The organism is Polaromonas sp. (assembly GCF_030680935.1).
In the GTDB taxonomy this organism is placed as follows: Bacteria; Pseudomonadota; Gammaproteobacteria; order Burkholderiales; family Burkholderiaceae_C; genus Polaromonas.
The window spans coordinates 1-14,419 of the sequence record NZ_JAUXUP010000038.1; the positions used below are offsets into that span (position 1 = coordinate 1).

General features: G+C 60.9%; 12 protein-coding genes and 1 pseudogene. 8 read left to right on the forward strand and 5 right to left on the reverse strand.

The genetic code is table 11. From position 1 onward, the window contains the following. The 5 genes and pseudogenes from Q8L50_RS09610 to Q8L50_RS09630 form a co-directional block, all read right to left on the reverse strand. Positions 1–1,107 (reverse strand): ABC transporter substrate-binding protein (locus Q8L50_RS09610; RefSeq protein ID WP_305348447.1); only part of this gene is annotated, 1,107 nt, incomplete at its 3' end. 74 nt (positions 1,108–1,181) lie between these two features. Beyond that, on the reverse strand, positions 1,182–2,258 hold the full coding sequence (locus Q8L50_RS09615) for a branched-chain amino acid ABC transporter permease (RefSeq protein WP_305348448.1): 1,077 nt from the start codon (positions 2,256–2,258) through the stop codon (positions 1,182–1,184). A gap of 155 nt (positions 2,259–2,413) precedes the next feature. Further along, positions 2,414–3,342, reverse strand: a pseudogene (locus tag Q8L50_RS09620) (branched-chain amino acid ABC transporter permease). 118 nt (positions 3,343–3,460) lie between these two features. Then, positions 3,461–4,243 (reverse strand): ABC transporter ATP-binding protein, encoded by a 783-nt coding sequence (locus tag Q8L50_RS09625; protein WP_305348449.1) that lies wholly within the window; start codon positions 4,241–4,243, stop codon positions 3,461–3,463. Next, positions 4,240–6,186, reverse strand: a complete 1,947-nt coding sequence (locus tag Q8L50_RS09630; protein ID WP_305348450.1) for a long-chain fatty acid--CoA ligase — start codon at positions 6,184–6,186, stop codon at positions 4,240–4,242. Before Q8L50_RS09630 ends, Q8L50_RS09625 begins: the two co-directional genes overlap by 4 nt. A 162-nt stretch (positions 6,187–6,348) precedes the next feature. Here Q8L50_RS09630 and Q8L50_RS09635 point away from each other — a divergent pair, with 162 nt between their 5' ends. From Q8L50_RS09635 to htpG, 8 genes are all read left to right on the forward strand, one after another. After that, entirely contained in the window at positions 6,349–7,071 is a 723-nt protein-coding gene (locus Q8L50_RS09635) for a Crp/Fnr family transcriptional regulator (protein WP_305348451.1), read from the forward strand. A 54-nt stretch (positions 7,072–7,125) separates the two neighbouring features. After that, positions 7,126–7,986 (forward strand): pseudouridine synthase, encoded by an 861-nt coding sequence (locus Q8L50_RS09640; protein ID WP_305348452.1) that lies wholly within the window; start codon positions 7,126–7,128, stop codon positions 7,984–7,986. A 130-nt stretch (positions 7,987–8,116) separates the two neighbouring features. Next, entirely contained in the window at positions 8,117–9,448 is a 1,332-nt protein-coding gene (locus Q8L50_RS09645; RefSeq protein WP_305348453.1) for a triacylglycerol lipase, read from the forward strand. A gap of 55 nt (positions 9,449–9,503) precedes the next feature. After that, complete coding sequence (locus Q8L50_RS09650) at positions 9,504–9,914, forward strand: hypothetical protein (RefSeq protein ID WP_305348454.1); 411 nt, start codon at positions 9,504–9,506, stop codon at positions 9,912–9,914. Continuing rightward, complete coding sequence (locus tag Q8L50_RS09655) at positions 9,914–10,609, forward strand: response regulator transcription factor (protein WP_305348455.1); 696 nt, start codon at positions 9,914–9,916, stop codon at positions 10,607–10,609. The genes Q8L50_RS09650 and Q8L50_RS09655 overlap by 1 nt, the downstream gene beginning before the upstream one ends. 5 nt (positions 10,610–10,614) lie before the next feature. Further along, positions 10,615–11,955, forward strand: coding sequence for an ATP-binding protein (locus Q8L50_RS09660; RefSeq protein ID WP_305348456.1), 1,341 nt, complete (start codon positions 10,615–10,617; stop codon positions 11,953–11,955). 143 nt (positions 11,956–12,098) lie between these two features. Next, a complete protein-coding gene (locus tag Q8L50_RS09665; RefSeq protein WP_305348457.1) occupies positions 12,099–12,395 on the forward strand; it encodes a DUF4148 domain-containing protein in 297 nt (98 codons plus the stop codon). A 121-nt stretch (positions 12,396–12,516) separates the two neighbouring features. Continuing rightward, positions 12,517–14,403 (forward strand): molecular chaperone HtpG, encoded by a 1,887-nt coding sequence (gene htpG / locus Q8L50_RS09670; RefSeq protein WP_305348458.1) that lies wholly within the window; start codon positions 12,517–12,519, stop codon positions 14,401–14,403. Positions 14,404–14,419: the final 16 nt, after the last annotated feature.

The window sequence follows — 14,419 nt, forward strand, 5'->3', positions numbered from 1 at the left end:
GCCCTTGAAGCCGAGTGCGTCCAGCTTGGCCTGGGTCAGGTTCAGGTTTTCATAACCCCAGCGGGCCTGCTCGCCGGTGACAACCTTGCCCTTGCCAAAGCGCTCTTGCGCTGCACGCACACCTTCGGTGGCCAGCAGGGCGCCCAGCACGCCGCGCATGTACAGCACGCTGCCCACTTCGTCCTTGGGACCGGTTCCCTGGCCTTTGGCATGCACTTTTTCCAGGATGTCCTTGACAACGGCCGACTGCGGCTCGGCGCCATGCTGCATCATCACGGCACTGTAGCCCTTGGCACCCTGACCGATGTCTTTCAGATCAGGCTCTGCGCCAGACCACCAGGTGCCGAACATTTTTTCACGCGGATAACCGACGGCCTGGGCTTCCTTGATGGCGGTGGGTGTCATCACGCCCCAGGTTTGCAGAATCACGTAGTCAGGCTGATCCCTTCGCACCTGCAGCCAGGTGGCTTTTTGTTCCACACCGGGCGCGGCAATCGGCAACAGTTGAAGCGTAAAGCCGTATTGCGCAGCGCGCTCCTGCAGGATGGGCAGCAGTTCCTTGCCGAACGGGCTGTCGTGGTAACCCACACCGATTTTTTTGCCCTTGAGTTTGTCCATGCCACCGGCCTGTTTGCCGATGTGCTGGAGCACCGTGTCGCCGGCAACCCAGTAGTGACCAATCAGCGGAAAGTTCCATTTGAAAATGCCGCCGTCAGCAGAGTCGCTGCGGCCATAGCCGGAGGTGATCATCGGAATCTTGTCGGCGGGAACTTTTTCGGTCAAAGCAAAGGTAATGCCTGTTGACAGTGGCTGGAACACTGTGGCGCCGCCATGCTTGCCCTTTAGCCGTTCGTAACACTCCACGCCGCGGTCCGTGGCGTAGGCGGTTTCGCATTCTTCAATCAGCGTTTTTACGCCATTGATGCCGCCGCGTGCATTGACCAGCTTCATGTAGTCGTTGTGTCCGTTGGCCCATGGCGTGGCGTTGGGAGCCACCGGGCCAGTGCGCCCCGTCAGGACCGGGAAAAACTGCTCCTTGGCTTGGGCAAATGCCCCAGTGCCAAGTGTGGCCAGCACGCTGGCCAGAACGAGGTTGCGAACTTTCATGCCTGTCTCCTTGAATTTGGCATCAGAAATGCCGTGGGTTAACGAACGAAAAAACCAAGCGCTGAGTGCGGTTGTCAATGCGGGAAAGGCCACAAGCGCATCTTTTGTTTGCCTACGCTCCACAGTTTGGCCAGACCGTGGGGTTCCACAATCAGGAACCAGATGATGAGTGCGCCGAAAATCATGATCTCTGCGTGCGCGACCGCAGCGGTTGAGATATCGATTCCCACCAGATTGCCCAGAGCAGGCAAAAACTGGTTCAGAAAAATCGGCAAAACAACAATAAAGGCCGCGCCAAAAAAGCTGCCCATGATCGAGCCCATGCCGCCAATGATGACCATGAACAGAAGCTGAAACGAGCGGTCGATCGAAAACGCCGCCGGCTCCCACGAGCCCAGATGCACAAAACCCCACAGGCCACCGGCCACGCCCACAATGAATGAGCTGACTGCAAAGGCACTGAGCTTGGCATACATCGGTCTGATTCCGATCACCGCTGCGGCAACGTCCATGTCGCGGATCGCCATCCATTCGCGGCCGACAGCGCCACGCACCAGGTTCTTGGCCATGAGCCCAAAGACAATCAGAAAGCCCAGGCAAAAGAGGTACTTGCTGGCAGGAGAGGTGATGGGCCAGCCCATCAGACTCAGATCAGACACCGCGACTGAGCCCGACGAGCTGTTGTTGGTAAACCAGCTGACACGCAGGAAAGCCCAGTCGCAGAAAAACTGTGCCGCCAGCGTGGTCACCGCCAGATACAAGCCCTTCACGCGCAGGCTGGGCACCCCGAAAAACAGGCCCAGCAAGGTGGCGAAGAAGCCCCCGAGCAGCAGGGCAGCAATCAGCGGCATGCCATCGATACGTACATAACAGTTGTAAGCCGCATAGGCACCCACCGCCATGAAAGCGCCGGAACCCAGGGATATCTGGCCGCAGTAGCCCACCAGAATATTGACCCCAAGCGCAGCCAGAGAGAGGATGACAAAAGGAATAAAAATGGCCCGCAGCAGGTACTCGTCGGCGAGGAGAGGGACGCCGACAACCGCGATGACAAAGAGAGCGAGGATTGCCCAGCGGTCCTGCCCGATCGGAAAGATCTGGCTGTCTGCGCGATAGCTGGTTTTGAACTGGCCGTTTTCTCTGTAGAACATTTATTTTTTCTCGTAGAGGGTGAGTTCAGAATCGGTCAATGATTTTTTAGCTTCGACATCGCTACGCTTAACTTTGCTTCGCAAAGTTAGTCTGCGCTGAAAGATCATCCCTGTCCTTTCGGACAGAGAATCAACCAGTTGATTCTTCGCGTATTTCATACGCGGTCGATGATCTTTTCACCAAACAAACCCTGGGGGCGGAACATCAAAAAGACCAGCGCCAGCACATAGGCGAACCAGATTTCGATGCCGCCACCGACGTAAGGGCCGAGGAAAACCTCTGACAGTTTTTCGCCCACCCCGATGATCAGTCCCCCGATGATGGCGCCGGGCACGGAGGTGAGACCTCCGAGAATCACTACCGGCAGTGCGCGCAGGGCCACGGTCGTCAGCGAGAACTGAACACCGAGCTTGCTGCCCCAGATCATGCCAGCCACCAGCGCCACCACACCGGCCACGCACCAGACAATGACCCAGATACGGTTCAGCGGTATGCCAATGCTCTGCGCCGCCTGTGGTCATCGGCCACCGCGCGCAAGGCACGGCCGGTAGAGGTCTTCTGGAAAAAAATACTGAGCAGCGTGACAAGCACAGCGGCGATCAGGGCAGCGTAGAGGTCTTCCTTGTTGATCAGCAGGCCGCCTTCAAACACCGAGTTGAAGGCAAAAACGGGCTCTTTGGGCATCCCGATGTCAATCTTGTAGATCGCGCTGCCAAACAGTGTTTGCCCCATGCCATCCAGAAAGTAGCCGATCCCCAGCGTGGCCATGAGCAAGGTGGTGCCTTCCTGGTTGACCAGATGCCGCAGTACCAGCCGCTCAATCAGCCAGGCGACGGCAAACATGACGACGACAGCGATCCCAAATGCAATCAGGTTGGCTGCAATTTTGTTTTCAACACCGGTCCATTGTGGAATCCATTCTGCGAAACGTGCCATGGTCAGCGCTGCAAACAACACCATCGCGCCTTGCGCAAAATTGAAAACGCCCGATGCTTTGAAAATCAGCACAAAGCCCAACGCCACCAGCGAATACAACATTCCGGCCATCAGGCCACCCAGAAGAGTCTCTAAAAAGAATGCCATCAATTGCTCCAATTTCCAGCGGCCGCCGCAGAACCGGCTTCGCCGGGCTGCAGGCGGCGTCCCCTGCAAGGGGAGAGGCGGCTACGCGGAGCGAGTCCGCAACAGGGGTGTGCCATATTCAGTGACTCGTTCCGAGGTAAGCCTTGATCACGTCCGGGTTGTTGCGGACTTCGTCCGGTGTGCCATCGCCGATTTTTTTGCCGTAGTCCAGCACCACGACGCGGTCCGAGATGTCCATCACCACTCCCATGTCGTGTTCGATCAGGACAACGGTGGTGCCAAACTCGTCGTTGACGTCGAGCACGAAGCGGCACATATCCTGTTTTTCCTCGACGTTCATGCCGGCCATCGGCTCGTCGAGCAGCAAGACCTGCGGTTCCATCGCCAGGGCGCGGCCAAGGTCCACCCGTTTTTGCAGTCCGTAGGGAAGCTGGCCCACCGCTGTTTTGCGGTAAGCCTGGATCTCCAGAAAATCGATGATCTTCTCCACCGCCTCGCGGTGCTGGAATTCTTCCTTCTGCGCTGGCCCTATGCGCAGCGCCTGAAGAAGCAGGTTGCTTTTGATCTTCAGATTGCGGCCCGACATGATGTTGTCGAGAACGCTCATGCCCTTGAACAAGGCCAGATTCTGGAAGGTGCGTGCAACCCCCATGACAGCCACCTGGTGGCTGTTCATGTGCTTGAAGGTCTGGCCGCGAAAGGTGATGCTGCCCTGCTGCGGCTGATAGACCCCGTTGATGCAATTGAGCATGGAGCTTTTGCCGGCGCCATTGGGGCCGATGATGGCGCGGATCTCGTGCTCCTTCACATTGAAGGATATGTCGGCCAGGGCCTTGACGCCGCCGAAACTCAGGCTGATGTTGTGTACGTCGAGGATGACGTCGCCGATCTTCTTGTTCATGCTGCTGCCTTCACCGGTGCAAAAGTCTGCGTGTCGGTTATCTTCAGCGTGGCGCTCACGCTGCCGCTGCGTCCGTCTTCAAACTTCACCACGGTTTCAATAAACTGTTCGGCTTTGCCGCTGTACAGCGCATCGACCAGCGGCTGGTATTTGTCGGCGATAAAGCCACGGCGCACCTTGTTGGTTCGGGTCAGCTCGCCGTCATCGGCGTCCAGTTCTTTGTGCAACACCAGGAAACGGCTGATCTGCGAGCCTGCCAGCAGCGTATCGACACTCAGGTCTGCATTGACTTTCTCCACGCACTCCTTGATGAGCTGGTAGACCTCGGGTTTTTGCGCCAGATCGGTGTACCCCGCATACGGCAGGTTGCGCCGCTCGGCCCAGTTGCCGACCGCATCAAAGTCGATGTTGAGCATGACGCAAACTTTTTCGCGCCCATCGCCATAGGCCACCACTTCCTTGATGTGCGGGAAGAACTTGAGTTTGTTTTCAACATATTTGGGCGCAAACATCGCGCCATCGTTGGTGCCACCCTTGATGCGCCCGACATCCTTGACGCGGTCGATGATCTTCAAATGGCCACTGGCGTCCAGAAAACCGGCGTCGCTGGTGTGGTACCAGCCGTCAGCGGTCAAGACTTCTGCGGTAGCCGCTGGATTCTTGTAGTAGGCCTTCAGTAGCCCGGCCGATTTGACGAGTATTTCGCCGTTGTCGGCTACCTTGATCTGCACACCCTTGATGGGCACCCCCACGGTATCGGCGCGGGCCTGGTTGTCGGGCTGCAGGCATACAAACACGGCGGTTTCGGTCGAGCCGTAAAGCTGCTTGAGGTTGACGCCAATCGAGCGGTAAAAGGTAAACAGGTCAGGGCCGATGGCTTCGCCAGCCGTGTAGGCCACACGCACGCGCGAAAATCCCAGGTTGTTGCGCAGCGGCCCATACACCAGCAGTTTGCCCAGCGCATAAAGCAGCCGGTCGCCCGCTGCCACCTGGCGGCCATCGATCAGGTCAGAGCCCACCCGTTGGGCGAGGCGCATGAAGAAGTGAAACATGTTGCGCTTGATCGCGCCCGCGTCTTCCATGCGGATCATCACGCTGGTCAGCAGGCCTTCAAACACACGCGGCGGTGCAAAGTAGTAGGTCGGGCCGACTTCCTTCAGGTCAATCGTGACGGTGCTGGCGTTTTCGGGGCAGTTCACCACATAGCCGCAGCACAGCCACTGCGCATAACTGAAGATGTTCTGGCCAATCCAGGCGGGCGGCAGGTAAGCCAGTACTTCCTCGTCGGCAGTCAGCTTGTCAAATTCAGCACCTGCCTGCGCGCGGTCCAGCAGGGTGTTGTGGGTGTGCACAACGCCTTTGGGGTTGCCGGTGGTGCCCGAGGTGAAAAACATGGCTGCCACATCGTCGGGTTGCGCCTTGTCGACCTCGGCCTTGAAAAACCCTGGCTGCTGGGCCGCGAAAGCCTGACCCTCTGCAATCAACGCATCCAGCGCGACCAGTCCCGGCTCCTGGTAGTTGCGCAGTCCACGCGGGTCGTCAAAAACAATGTGGGCCAGCTGCGGGCATTGCTCGCGAATTTCCAGCAGCTTGTCGACCTGCTCCTGGTCTTCGACCATCGCGAAGCGAACTTCGGCATTGGTGATGGGAAACACGCACTCGGCGCCCACGGCGTCCTGGTACAGGGGTACGGCAATCGCGCCCAGCGACTGGGCCGCCAGCATGGTGGCATACAGGCGTGGCCGGTTGGCGCCAATCACGACCATGTGTTCGCCGCGCTGCAAACCAGCCAGGTGCAGGCCGCAGGCGATGTGTTCCACCACCACCGCCAGCGCGCCCCAGCTGTGCGCTTGCCAGATGCCGTATTCCTTCTCGCGCATGGCCGGAGCGTTGGGGCGCTCGGCGGCGTGGCCAAGCAGCAAGCGGGGGAAAGTGGTCAACATTCGGTCTCTTGTCTCCATCGTGGGCCAGTGCTTGCAAGGTGCGGACACTGACTGGGATATGAAGTGGATCGTAGGCTTGCATTTGACGCTAGGTTGTCGTTTCGACGACAATTTAGGGGACACCCCTCCCCGGACTTTCCCGCATCTGCATGTTCATTTTTCATGGCCCCGACCCTCGACTCTCCCCTGCACAAGCGCCGCCGCGCACCCGATGCCGATGAACTGGCCGGCATTCCCTGGCTGGCTTTGCTGCTGCCTGCGGAGCGCGCGCAGGCGGAGGCGGGGCTGATTGTGGGCGACGCGCTGCCCGGCGACTACGTCTGCCGAATCGGCAGGCCAGTGACTTACTGGTTTGGTGTGGTGCAGGGGCTGCTCAAGATGAGCAGCGACAACGCCCAGGGCATGAGCATGACCTTTACCGGGGTACCGCCCGGCGGGTGGTTTGGCGAAGGGACTGCGCTCAAGCGCGAGCCCTACCGCTACAACATCCAGGCGCTGCGCAAAAGTGTGGTGGCCGGGCTGCCGGTGGATACCTTCCACTGGCTGCTGGATCACTCGATAGGTTTCAACCGTTTTGTGATGAACCAGCTCAATGAGCGGCTGGGCCAGTTTATTGCCGCGCGTGAGATTGACCGCATGACCAACCCGGATGTTCGTGTGGCGCGCAGCCTGGCGGCATTGTTCAACCCGGTGCTCTACCCGGGCGTCGGTGAGATCCTGCGTATCACCCAGCAAGAGCTTGCCTACCTGGTCGGCCTGTCGCGACAACGTGTCAACGAGGCGCTGGCCAGCCTGCAGGCGCAGGAGACCATCCGGATTGAGTATGGCGGCCTGCGTGTACTTGACCTGAGTGCGTTGCGCTCCAGTATTTTTCACGAGAAATAGGCCCCCAGCCCTTATCCTCTGTGCGTAGCCAGCTATAAAATTAATAGTAAATTCATGTCCCAACACCCCCCCGTCAAACCGCCCCAAAGCCCCGCCGCCACCACAACGAGTGGCGCCAGGCGTATCCGCGCTGCCGACCCCGGCACCCCGCCTTCCAGCGGCAGCACCATTCGCCTGAACAAGCGCATGGCCGAACTCGGTCTGTGCTCGCGCCGCGAGGCCGATGACTGGATCGCGCGCGGCTGGGTCCGCGTCGACGGCGCGCCCGCCGTCATGGGCCAGCCGGTGGCGGTCAACGCGCGCATCGAGGTGGCGCGCGAAGCAGAGCAACACCAGCGCCAGCAGGTGACGATTCTGATCAACAAGCCGGTCGGTTATGTCAGCGGGCAGGCTGAAGACGGCCATGAGCCGGCGGTGGTGCTGGTACAGCCGCAAAACCGCTGGCGCGAGTGCAACAGCCGCATGCGCTGGGGCCACGAGCAGTTGCGCGGGTTGGCACCAGCCGGGCGGCTGGACATCGATTCGATCGGTTTGCTGGTACTGACGCAGGATGGCCGCGTGGCGCGTCAGTTGATCGGCGAGGACTCGGACATCGAAAAGGAATACCTGGTCCGTGTCAGTTACGGCGCCGAGACGGTCAATGTGCAGGCCGCGTTTCCGCCGGACCAGTTGGCCCTGCTGTGCCATGGCCTGAGCCTGGATGGCGAGCCTCTGAGGCCAGCAAGGGTCGAATGGCAAAACCCGGAGCAACTGCGTTTTGTCTTGAAGGAAGGCAAAAAACGCCAGATTCGCCGCATGTGCGAGCAGGTCGGCCTGTTTGTCACCGGCCTCAAGCGGGTGCGCATCGGCATGGTCAACCTGGGCCATCTGCCGGTGGGCCAGTGGCGCTACCTTGCGCCGCACGAGCGCTTTTAAATCCGAATCTGCTCCTGATTCAGGAGCTGCTGGCGCACGTATCCATTGGGCTGCGGCCTGTTTTTAAGGTGCATCTGGCCTGATCAACCCTGTGCTGGACGCTCCCACCGCAGACCGCGACAATGGCGGCATGAGTTCACCCCCACCGCGCTGGCCCGGTTTTCCTCCGCTGTCGGATTTACGCAGCCACCTGCACCCGTCTGACCTGCAGGGCCTGGCGCAACTGGCTACGCGCGGCACGCTGGGCATCACTGGCCTGGCCGAAAAAGTGCAGGGCAATGTGTACAAAACCGTGGCGGCTCCGTTTGGCGCCGCCGGGCGGGCCTTTGTGGACAGGGCGGCAGGCGCATCGGGAGTCAAAAAGAACGGTATCACCGGCCTGGTGTACGGCAGCGTCAAGGGCATCACGCGACTGGCTGGCGGCGCGGTGGACAGCGTGTTTTCGCAGGTGGCGTCGCGTACCCCGGTCCCGGCTTCATCGCCCCAGCGCGAAGCCATGCTGGCGGTGCTGGGCGGCGTGCTGGGCGACCAGTTGCAAGACAGCAGCAACCCGCTGGCCATCACCATGAGCCTGCGGCATCAGGGCCAAAGCCTGCCGCTGGACAAAGCCGCACTGGCACAGCACCTGCCGCAGGCGACCGGCAAAATTCTGGTGCTGGTGCACGGCCTGTGCATGAACGACCTGCAGTGGCGCGGGGACGAAGCGTCGCCGGAGAGTGGCCACGACTACGCCGACCGGCTGGCGCGCGAGTTGGGGTACACCCCGGTTTACCTGCACTACAACACCGGCCTGCGCACATCGGTCAATGGCGGGCAGTTTGCGGCGCTGTTGGAGAGTCTGCTCAAGGCCTGGCCGGTACAGCCAGAGATGCTGAGCCTGCTGACCCACAGCATGGGCGGGCTGGTGGCCCGTGCGGCCTGCCACAGCGCGGCTGCGGGTGGCCAACAATGGCTGGGCCACCTCAAGCACCTGATTTTTCTGGGTACACCGCACCATGGGGCACCGCTTGAAAAGGTCGGCAACTGGGTTGATACCGTGCTGGGCAGCAACCCCATGACCAGGCCCTTTGCCAAAATTGGTCAGATCCGCAGCGCCGGCATCACTGATTTGCGTTACGGCCATGTGTTGCCGGAGCACGGGCAGGGTGGCGACCGCTTCGAGGCCGGGCCCGATACACGCCCGCTGCTGGCGCTGCCAGCGGGTGTGGCCTGTTTTGCGCTGGCGGCCACCCTGGCCGCAGCTTCGACCGATCTGTCCGGGCCGGCGCAGCTCAATGGCAAGCTGGCACAGACACTGGGCGACGGACTGGTGCCCCTGTCCAGCGCGCTGGGCCAACATGCCGAAGCGGGGCGTACCCTTGACTTTGCGCCAGATGCGCAGTGGATTGCCTTTGAAACCGGGCACATCGCGTTGCTGCACAGCCCGGCGGTTTATGCGCAAATCCGGCGTTGGCTCGCCTGATCGGTTCCCCCTTGCTAATTCAAGGCTAATTCAGCAGGCGGAAGATACAGCTTTGTTGCATCCCCTTACATACACCATGGACACCTTGCCTGAACGGGTCGCCCGCACCCTTCTGTTGGCCGTCGGACTGCTGTCGCTGATGACGCTCTGGGACACCACGCCTGCGGGCGGCGCCGCGCTGGTGCCGCTGCTGCATCAGCAGTTTCTCAGTGCCTTGATCGCCGCTGCACTGGTCAGTGCAGTGTTTGCGCGCGCCATCCGCCTGCCGGTGCTGGCGGCGGCTTTGCTCAGCAAGCTGGGGTTTGTTGCCATCTCGTTGCTGGCGCCGGGTTTTGCTGCCACGCCGCTGCTGGTCCTGGACCTGATCGGTATCGCGGCGCTGCTGTCTGCCGGCGTTCTGCTGCTACGTGCTGAGCGCCAGCAGGCACGTTGGGACGGACCGATGCGTACGCGCCTGGAGGCCTGATGCGGGTCCTGCTGGTCGAAGACGATGACATGATTGGCGCCAGCCTGAAGCAGGCGCTTGAGAGCAAGGGCTGGTCGGTGGACTGGGTGCGCGACGGTTTGCTGGCGCAAAGCGCGCTGGCCGATGGCGCGTATGCCTGTGTGTTGCTGGACCTGGGTTTGCCGAAACGCGACGGTGTCGAGGTGTTGCGCCAGGCGCGTGCACGCGGCGATGCCACACCGGTGCTGGTGCTCACCGCACGCGACGGGCTGGACGACCGCATCGCCGGCCTGGACCTGGGGGCTGACGACTACCTGCTCAAGCCCTATGAGTTTCGCGAGCTGCTGGCACGCATGCGCGCCGTCATACGGCGCCGCGATGGCAGCGCGCACTCGCTGATAGGTAACGCCATGGTGCAGCTGGACCTGACCACCCGCGAGGTGCTGGTCAACGGCGAGCAGTCGGCGCTGTCGGCGCGCGAGTATGCGCTGCTGCACGCGCTGCTGGAGCGGCCCGGCGCCATCCTGTCGCGCGACCAGCTTGAAAACCGCATTTATGGATGGGGCGAAGAAGTCATGAGCAACGCGGTGGATGTGTTGATTCACGGCATGCGCAAGAAGCTCGGGGCCGACACCATCCGCAACGTGCGTGGGCTCGGCTGGCGCATTGCGGCGGCCACCCCGGCTGTGGTCGAAAACATCGGTGGGCAAGTCTGATGCACATGTTTTCTGCCGGACCCATGTGTTCGCTGCGCCGCACGCTGCTGTGCTGGCTGATACCGCTTTTCCTGCTGGTGGGACTGGCCTCCGCGTGCGTCTCCTACTGGAGCTACAACAACATGGTCGGTACCTTCATGGACGAGCAGATGCAGCAGCTTGCAGACTCGGTCGTCATGCAGGAGGGCAATGTCGCTCCTGTGGTGCGGTCGCGCGAGAATGTTCATGAATGGGGGACTTATGTCATTCAGGTGTATGGCCCCAGCGGTAGCTTGCAGGGCAGCTCCTGGCCACAGCTGAGCGCCGGGCTACTGGCAGAAGCGGGGTTTCATGACCTGCAGGCTGATGGCAAACGCTGGCGTGTTTATGCCACGCCGCCGGGTGGGCCTTTCGGCCATCGGGTACAGGTGTTTCAGAGCGGCGAGTTTCGCAGCCACCTGGCGGTTGGGCGCGCGGGCGCGGCAATTGCGCCAGTGCTCATTTTGTTGCCGCTCGCCATCCTGATCCTCTGGGGCGTTGCTGCGGCGGTCTCGCGCGAGGTTCAGGCGATTGGGCGCAAGGCGGCGATGCAGGACGAGCACACCATCACTGAATTGCCGCTCACGCGTGTTCCCCACGAGATTGCGCCACTGGTGGTGTCTTTTAATAGCTTGCTGACGCGTTTACGCGACGCCTTTGCCACGCAGCGGCGTTTTGTGCAAGACGCGGCGCATGAGCTGCGCACACCCATCACTGCGGTGGCCCTGCAGCTGGAGAACGTGCGTTGCGATATGCCGCCCGGCGCCTGCCAGCAGAGTTTTGCGCAACTGGAGGCGGGTGTCAGCCGGGCGCAGCGCCTGGTGGACCAGTTGCTCAAGCTGTCGCGCCAGGAAGCAAAAATTCAGGAAGTGCCGGTTGCCATGGATGTACATGCCCAGCTGCATGAAAGCATCAGCGGATTGATCTCGCTGGCGGACCAGCGCGGCATTGACCTCGGTCTGGTGGCGGCGCCCGCAGCGCCCACCATGCTCACGCTGCGCTGCGTGGGTGCAGACCTGCGCAGTGTGCTGGACAACCTGATTGAAAACGCCTTGCGCTACACCCCCGAAGGCGGTGTGGTGGATGTGCGCCTTTCCGCTGAGGCTGGCCAGCCCGTGGTGGAGATCATGGACACCGGCCCCGGCATTCCGCCAGACCAGCTGGACCGCGTCTTTGACCGGTTCTTTCGGGTCCCTGGCAGTGATGTGCGTGGCAGCGGCCTGGGCCTGGCCATTGCGCAGGCTGCGGCGCAGCGTTGCGGCTTGCGCGTGACACTGCGCAACCGCGAAGACCGCAGCGGCCTGATTGCCCGCGTTGCGTTGGTTTGAAGCTTGCTCATTGCCAGCTAAGACTTCCCTCATGATCGCCTAATTGGCGCCACCTACAGTGAGATCACGGTTGATGTTGAAGCTCGAAAGAGCAGGACCCAACCGAACAACCGGTTCAACCACTCACTTAAAAGGTCATCATCATGAACAAGTCTTACGCACTCATCGCCATCGCTACTTTTGCCGCCATTGCCTCCACCGGTGTGCGCGCGGAAAGCCCAGCGCCGTCATCGCAATTTGCAATCCAGATCGAAGGCAACCGCACCCGCGCGGAAGTCGCCAGCGAAGCTGTGGCAGCGGTCAAAAACTACAACCATATCCCTTCGGGATCGAAAGTGATCGCTCCCCTGAAGTCGGATGTGACCACCGCCATCGTGCGCGCCCAGGCGGCACAGGCTCTGCGTCTGGGTCAGATCCCAAGCGGCGAACTCAGCCTGTAATCTCCGGCGGCCTTGGGCCGCTGCCATGAAGACGCGATAATCCGGTCTTGAAATGTACGACGACGCCCCTAACTCCAGGGGCGTCTGTCTTTTTCCACTCCCTTTTTCAAGAATCCGGATCATGAGCAAGCAAACCCTTTCCTTCCAGGCAGAAGTCGCCCAGCTGTTGAACCTTGTCACCCACTCGCTGTATTCCAACCCCGATATTTTTCTGCGCGAGCTGGTCTCCAATGCATCAGACGCCTGCGACAAACTGCGCTTTGAAGCGCTGAACAAGGCCGACCTGTATGAAGACGCACCCAACCTTGAGGTAAGGGTGAGCTTCGACAAGGCCGCCAAAACGCTGACCATCAGCGACACCGGCATTGGACTGTCGCAGCAGGAAGCCGTGGACAACCTCGGCACGATTGCCAAAAGCGGCACGCGCGACTTTGTAGCCAAGCTGTCGGGCGACCAGAAAAACGACGCGCAGTTGATTGGCCAGTTTGGTGTCGGCTTTTATTCAGGCTTTATCGTCGCTGACAAAATCACGGTGGAAAGCCGCCGCGCCGGGTTGCCCGCCACAGAGGGTGTGCGCTGGACCAGCGCCGGTACCGGCGAGTTCGAGGTCGAGTCGATGGACCGCGCCCAGCGTGGCTCCAGCGTCATCCTGCACCTCAAGGACGATGCTGCCGAGTACCTCAACACCTGGAAGCTCAAAAGCATCATCAGCAAATATTCTGACCACATTTCTCTGCCGATTCTGATGAAAAAGGAAGAGTGGAAGGAAGGCGAAAACGACCAGCCCGGCGAGATGGTGACCAGCGACGACTGGGAAACCGTGAACCAGGCAGCCGCCCTGTGGACCCGGGCCAAGAAAGACATCACGCAAGAGCAGTACGACGAGTTTTACAAGCAGATCAGCTACGACAGCCAGCCCCCGCTGGCCAGCACACACAACCGCGTGGAAGGGTCCACCGAGTACACGCAATTGCTGTTCATTCCGGCCAAGGCGCCCATGGACTTGTTCAACCGCGACAAGGCGGCGGGTATCAAGCTCTACGTCAAGCGCGTCTTCATCATGGACGACGCGCAGGCGCTGCTGCCGACCTACCTGCGTTTTGTCAAAGGGGTGGTGGACTCATCCGACCTGCCGCTCAATGTCTCGCGCGAGTTGCTGCAGGAGAGCCGCGCCGTCAAGGCCATTCGCGAAGGCTGCACCAAACGCGTCTTGTCCATGATCGAGGACATGGCCGCCAACGAGCCGGAAAAGTTTGCGGCCTTTTATGCCGAGTTCGGCGCGGTGCTCAAGGAAGGCCTGGGCGAAGACTTTGCCAACCGCGACCGGCTGGCCAAGCTGCTGCGGTTTGCCAGCTCGACCACCGACACCACCAGCGTGGGTTTTGCCGACTACAAGGCACGCATGAAAGAAGGCCAGGACGCGATTTATTACATCACCGCCGACACCCAGGCCGCTGGCAAAAACAGCCCGCAGCTAGAGATCTTCCGCAAGAAGGGCATTGAAGTTCTGCTCATGACCGACCGCGTCGACGAATGGGCGCTGAACTATCTGCACGAGTTCGACGGAACACCGCTGCAGTCGGTAGCCAAAGGCGCGGTGGATCTGGGCAAGCTGCAGGATGACGACGAAAAGAAGGCTGCGGAAGAGGCGCAGACCCAGTTCAAACCCATGCTGGACAGGCTCAAGGAGGCACTCAAGGACAAGGCCGCCGACGTACGCGCGACAACGCGCCTGGTCGATTCACCGGCTTGCCTGGTGGTGCAGGACGGCGACATGTCCACCCAGCTGGCGCGCATGCTCAAGCAGGCCGGCCAGGCCGCGCCTGAGGTCAAGCCGATTCTGGAGATCAATGCCCAGCACGCGCTGGTGAAAAAGCTCGAAGGCAGCGAACATTTCGACGACCTCGCCCACATCCTGTTCGACCAGGCTTTGCTGGCCGAGGGCGGTTTGCCGGATGATCCGGCTGCTTATGTGCGGCGCGTCAATGCGCTGCTTGAAAAAACCTGAGTCGGCTCAGGCTGTC

Excerpts from the sequence above, each read along its gene's own strand:
- Q8L50_RS09615 (WP_305348448.1), bottom strand. The coding sequence starts at position 2,258 with ATGTTCTACAGAGAAAACGGCCAGTTCAAAACCAGCTATCGCGCAGAC.
- Q8L50_RS09625 (WP_305348449.1), bottom strand. The coding sequence starts at position 4,243 with ATGAACAAGAAGATCGGCGACGTCATCCTCGACGTACACAACATCAGC.
- Q8L50_RS09630 (WP_305348450.1), bottom strand. The coding sequence starts at position 6,186 with ATGTTGACCACTTTCCCCCGCTTGCTGCTTGGCCACGCCGCCGAGCGC.
- Q8L50_RS09635 (WP_305348451.1), top strand. The coding sequence starts at position 6,349 with ATGGCCCCGACCCTCGACTCTCCCCTGCACAAGCGCCGCCGCGCACCC.
- Q8L50_RS09640 (WP_305348452.1), top strand. The coding sequence starts at position 7,126 with ATGTCCCAACACCCCCCCGTCAAACCGCCCCAAAGCCCCGCCGCCACC.
- Q8L50_RS09645 (WP_305348453.1), top strand. The coding sequence starts at position 8,117 with ATGAGTTCACCCCCACCGCGCTGGCCCGGTTTTCCTCCGCTGTCGGAT.
- Q8L50_RS09655 (WP_305348455.1), top strand. The coding sequence starts at position 9,914 with ATGCGGGTCCTGCTGGTCGAAGACGATGACATGATTGGCGCCAGCCTG.
- Q8L50_RS09660 (WP_305348456.1), top strand. The coding sequence starts at position 10,615 with ATGTTTTCTGCCGGACCCATGTGTTCGCTGCGCCGCACGCTGCTGTGC.
- Q8L50_RS09665 (WP_305348457.1), top strand. The coding sequence starts at position 12,099 with ATGAACAAGTCTTACGCACTCATCGCCATCGCTACTTTTGCCGCCATT.
- htpG (WP_305348458.1), top strand. The coding sequence starts at position 12,517 with ATGAGCAAGCAAACCCTTTCCTTCCAGGCAGAAGTCGCCCAGCTGTTG.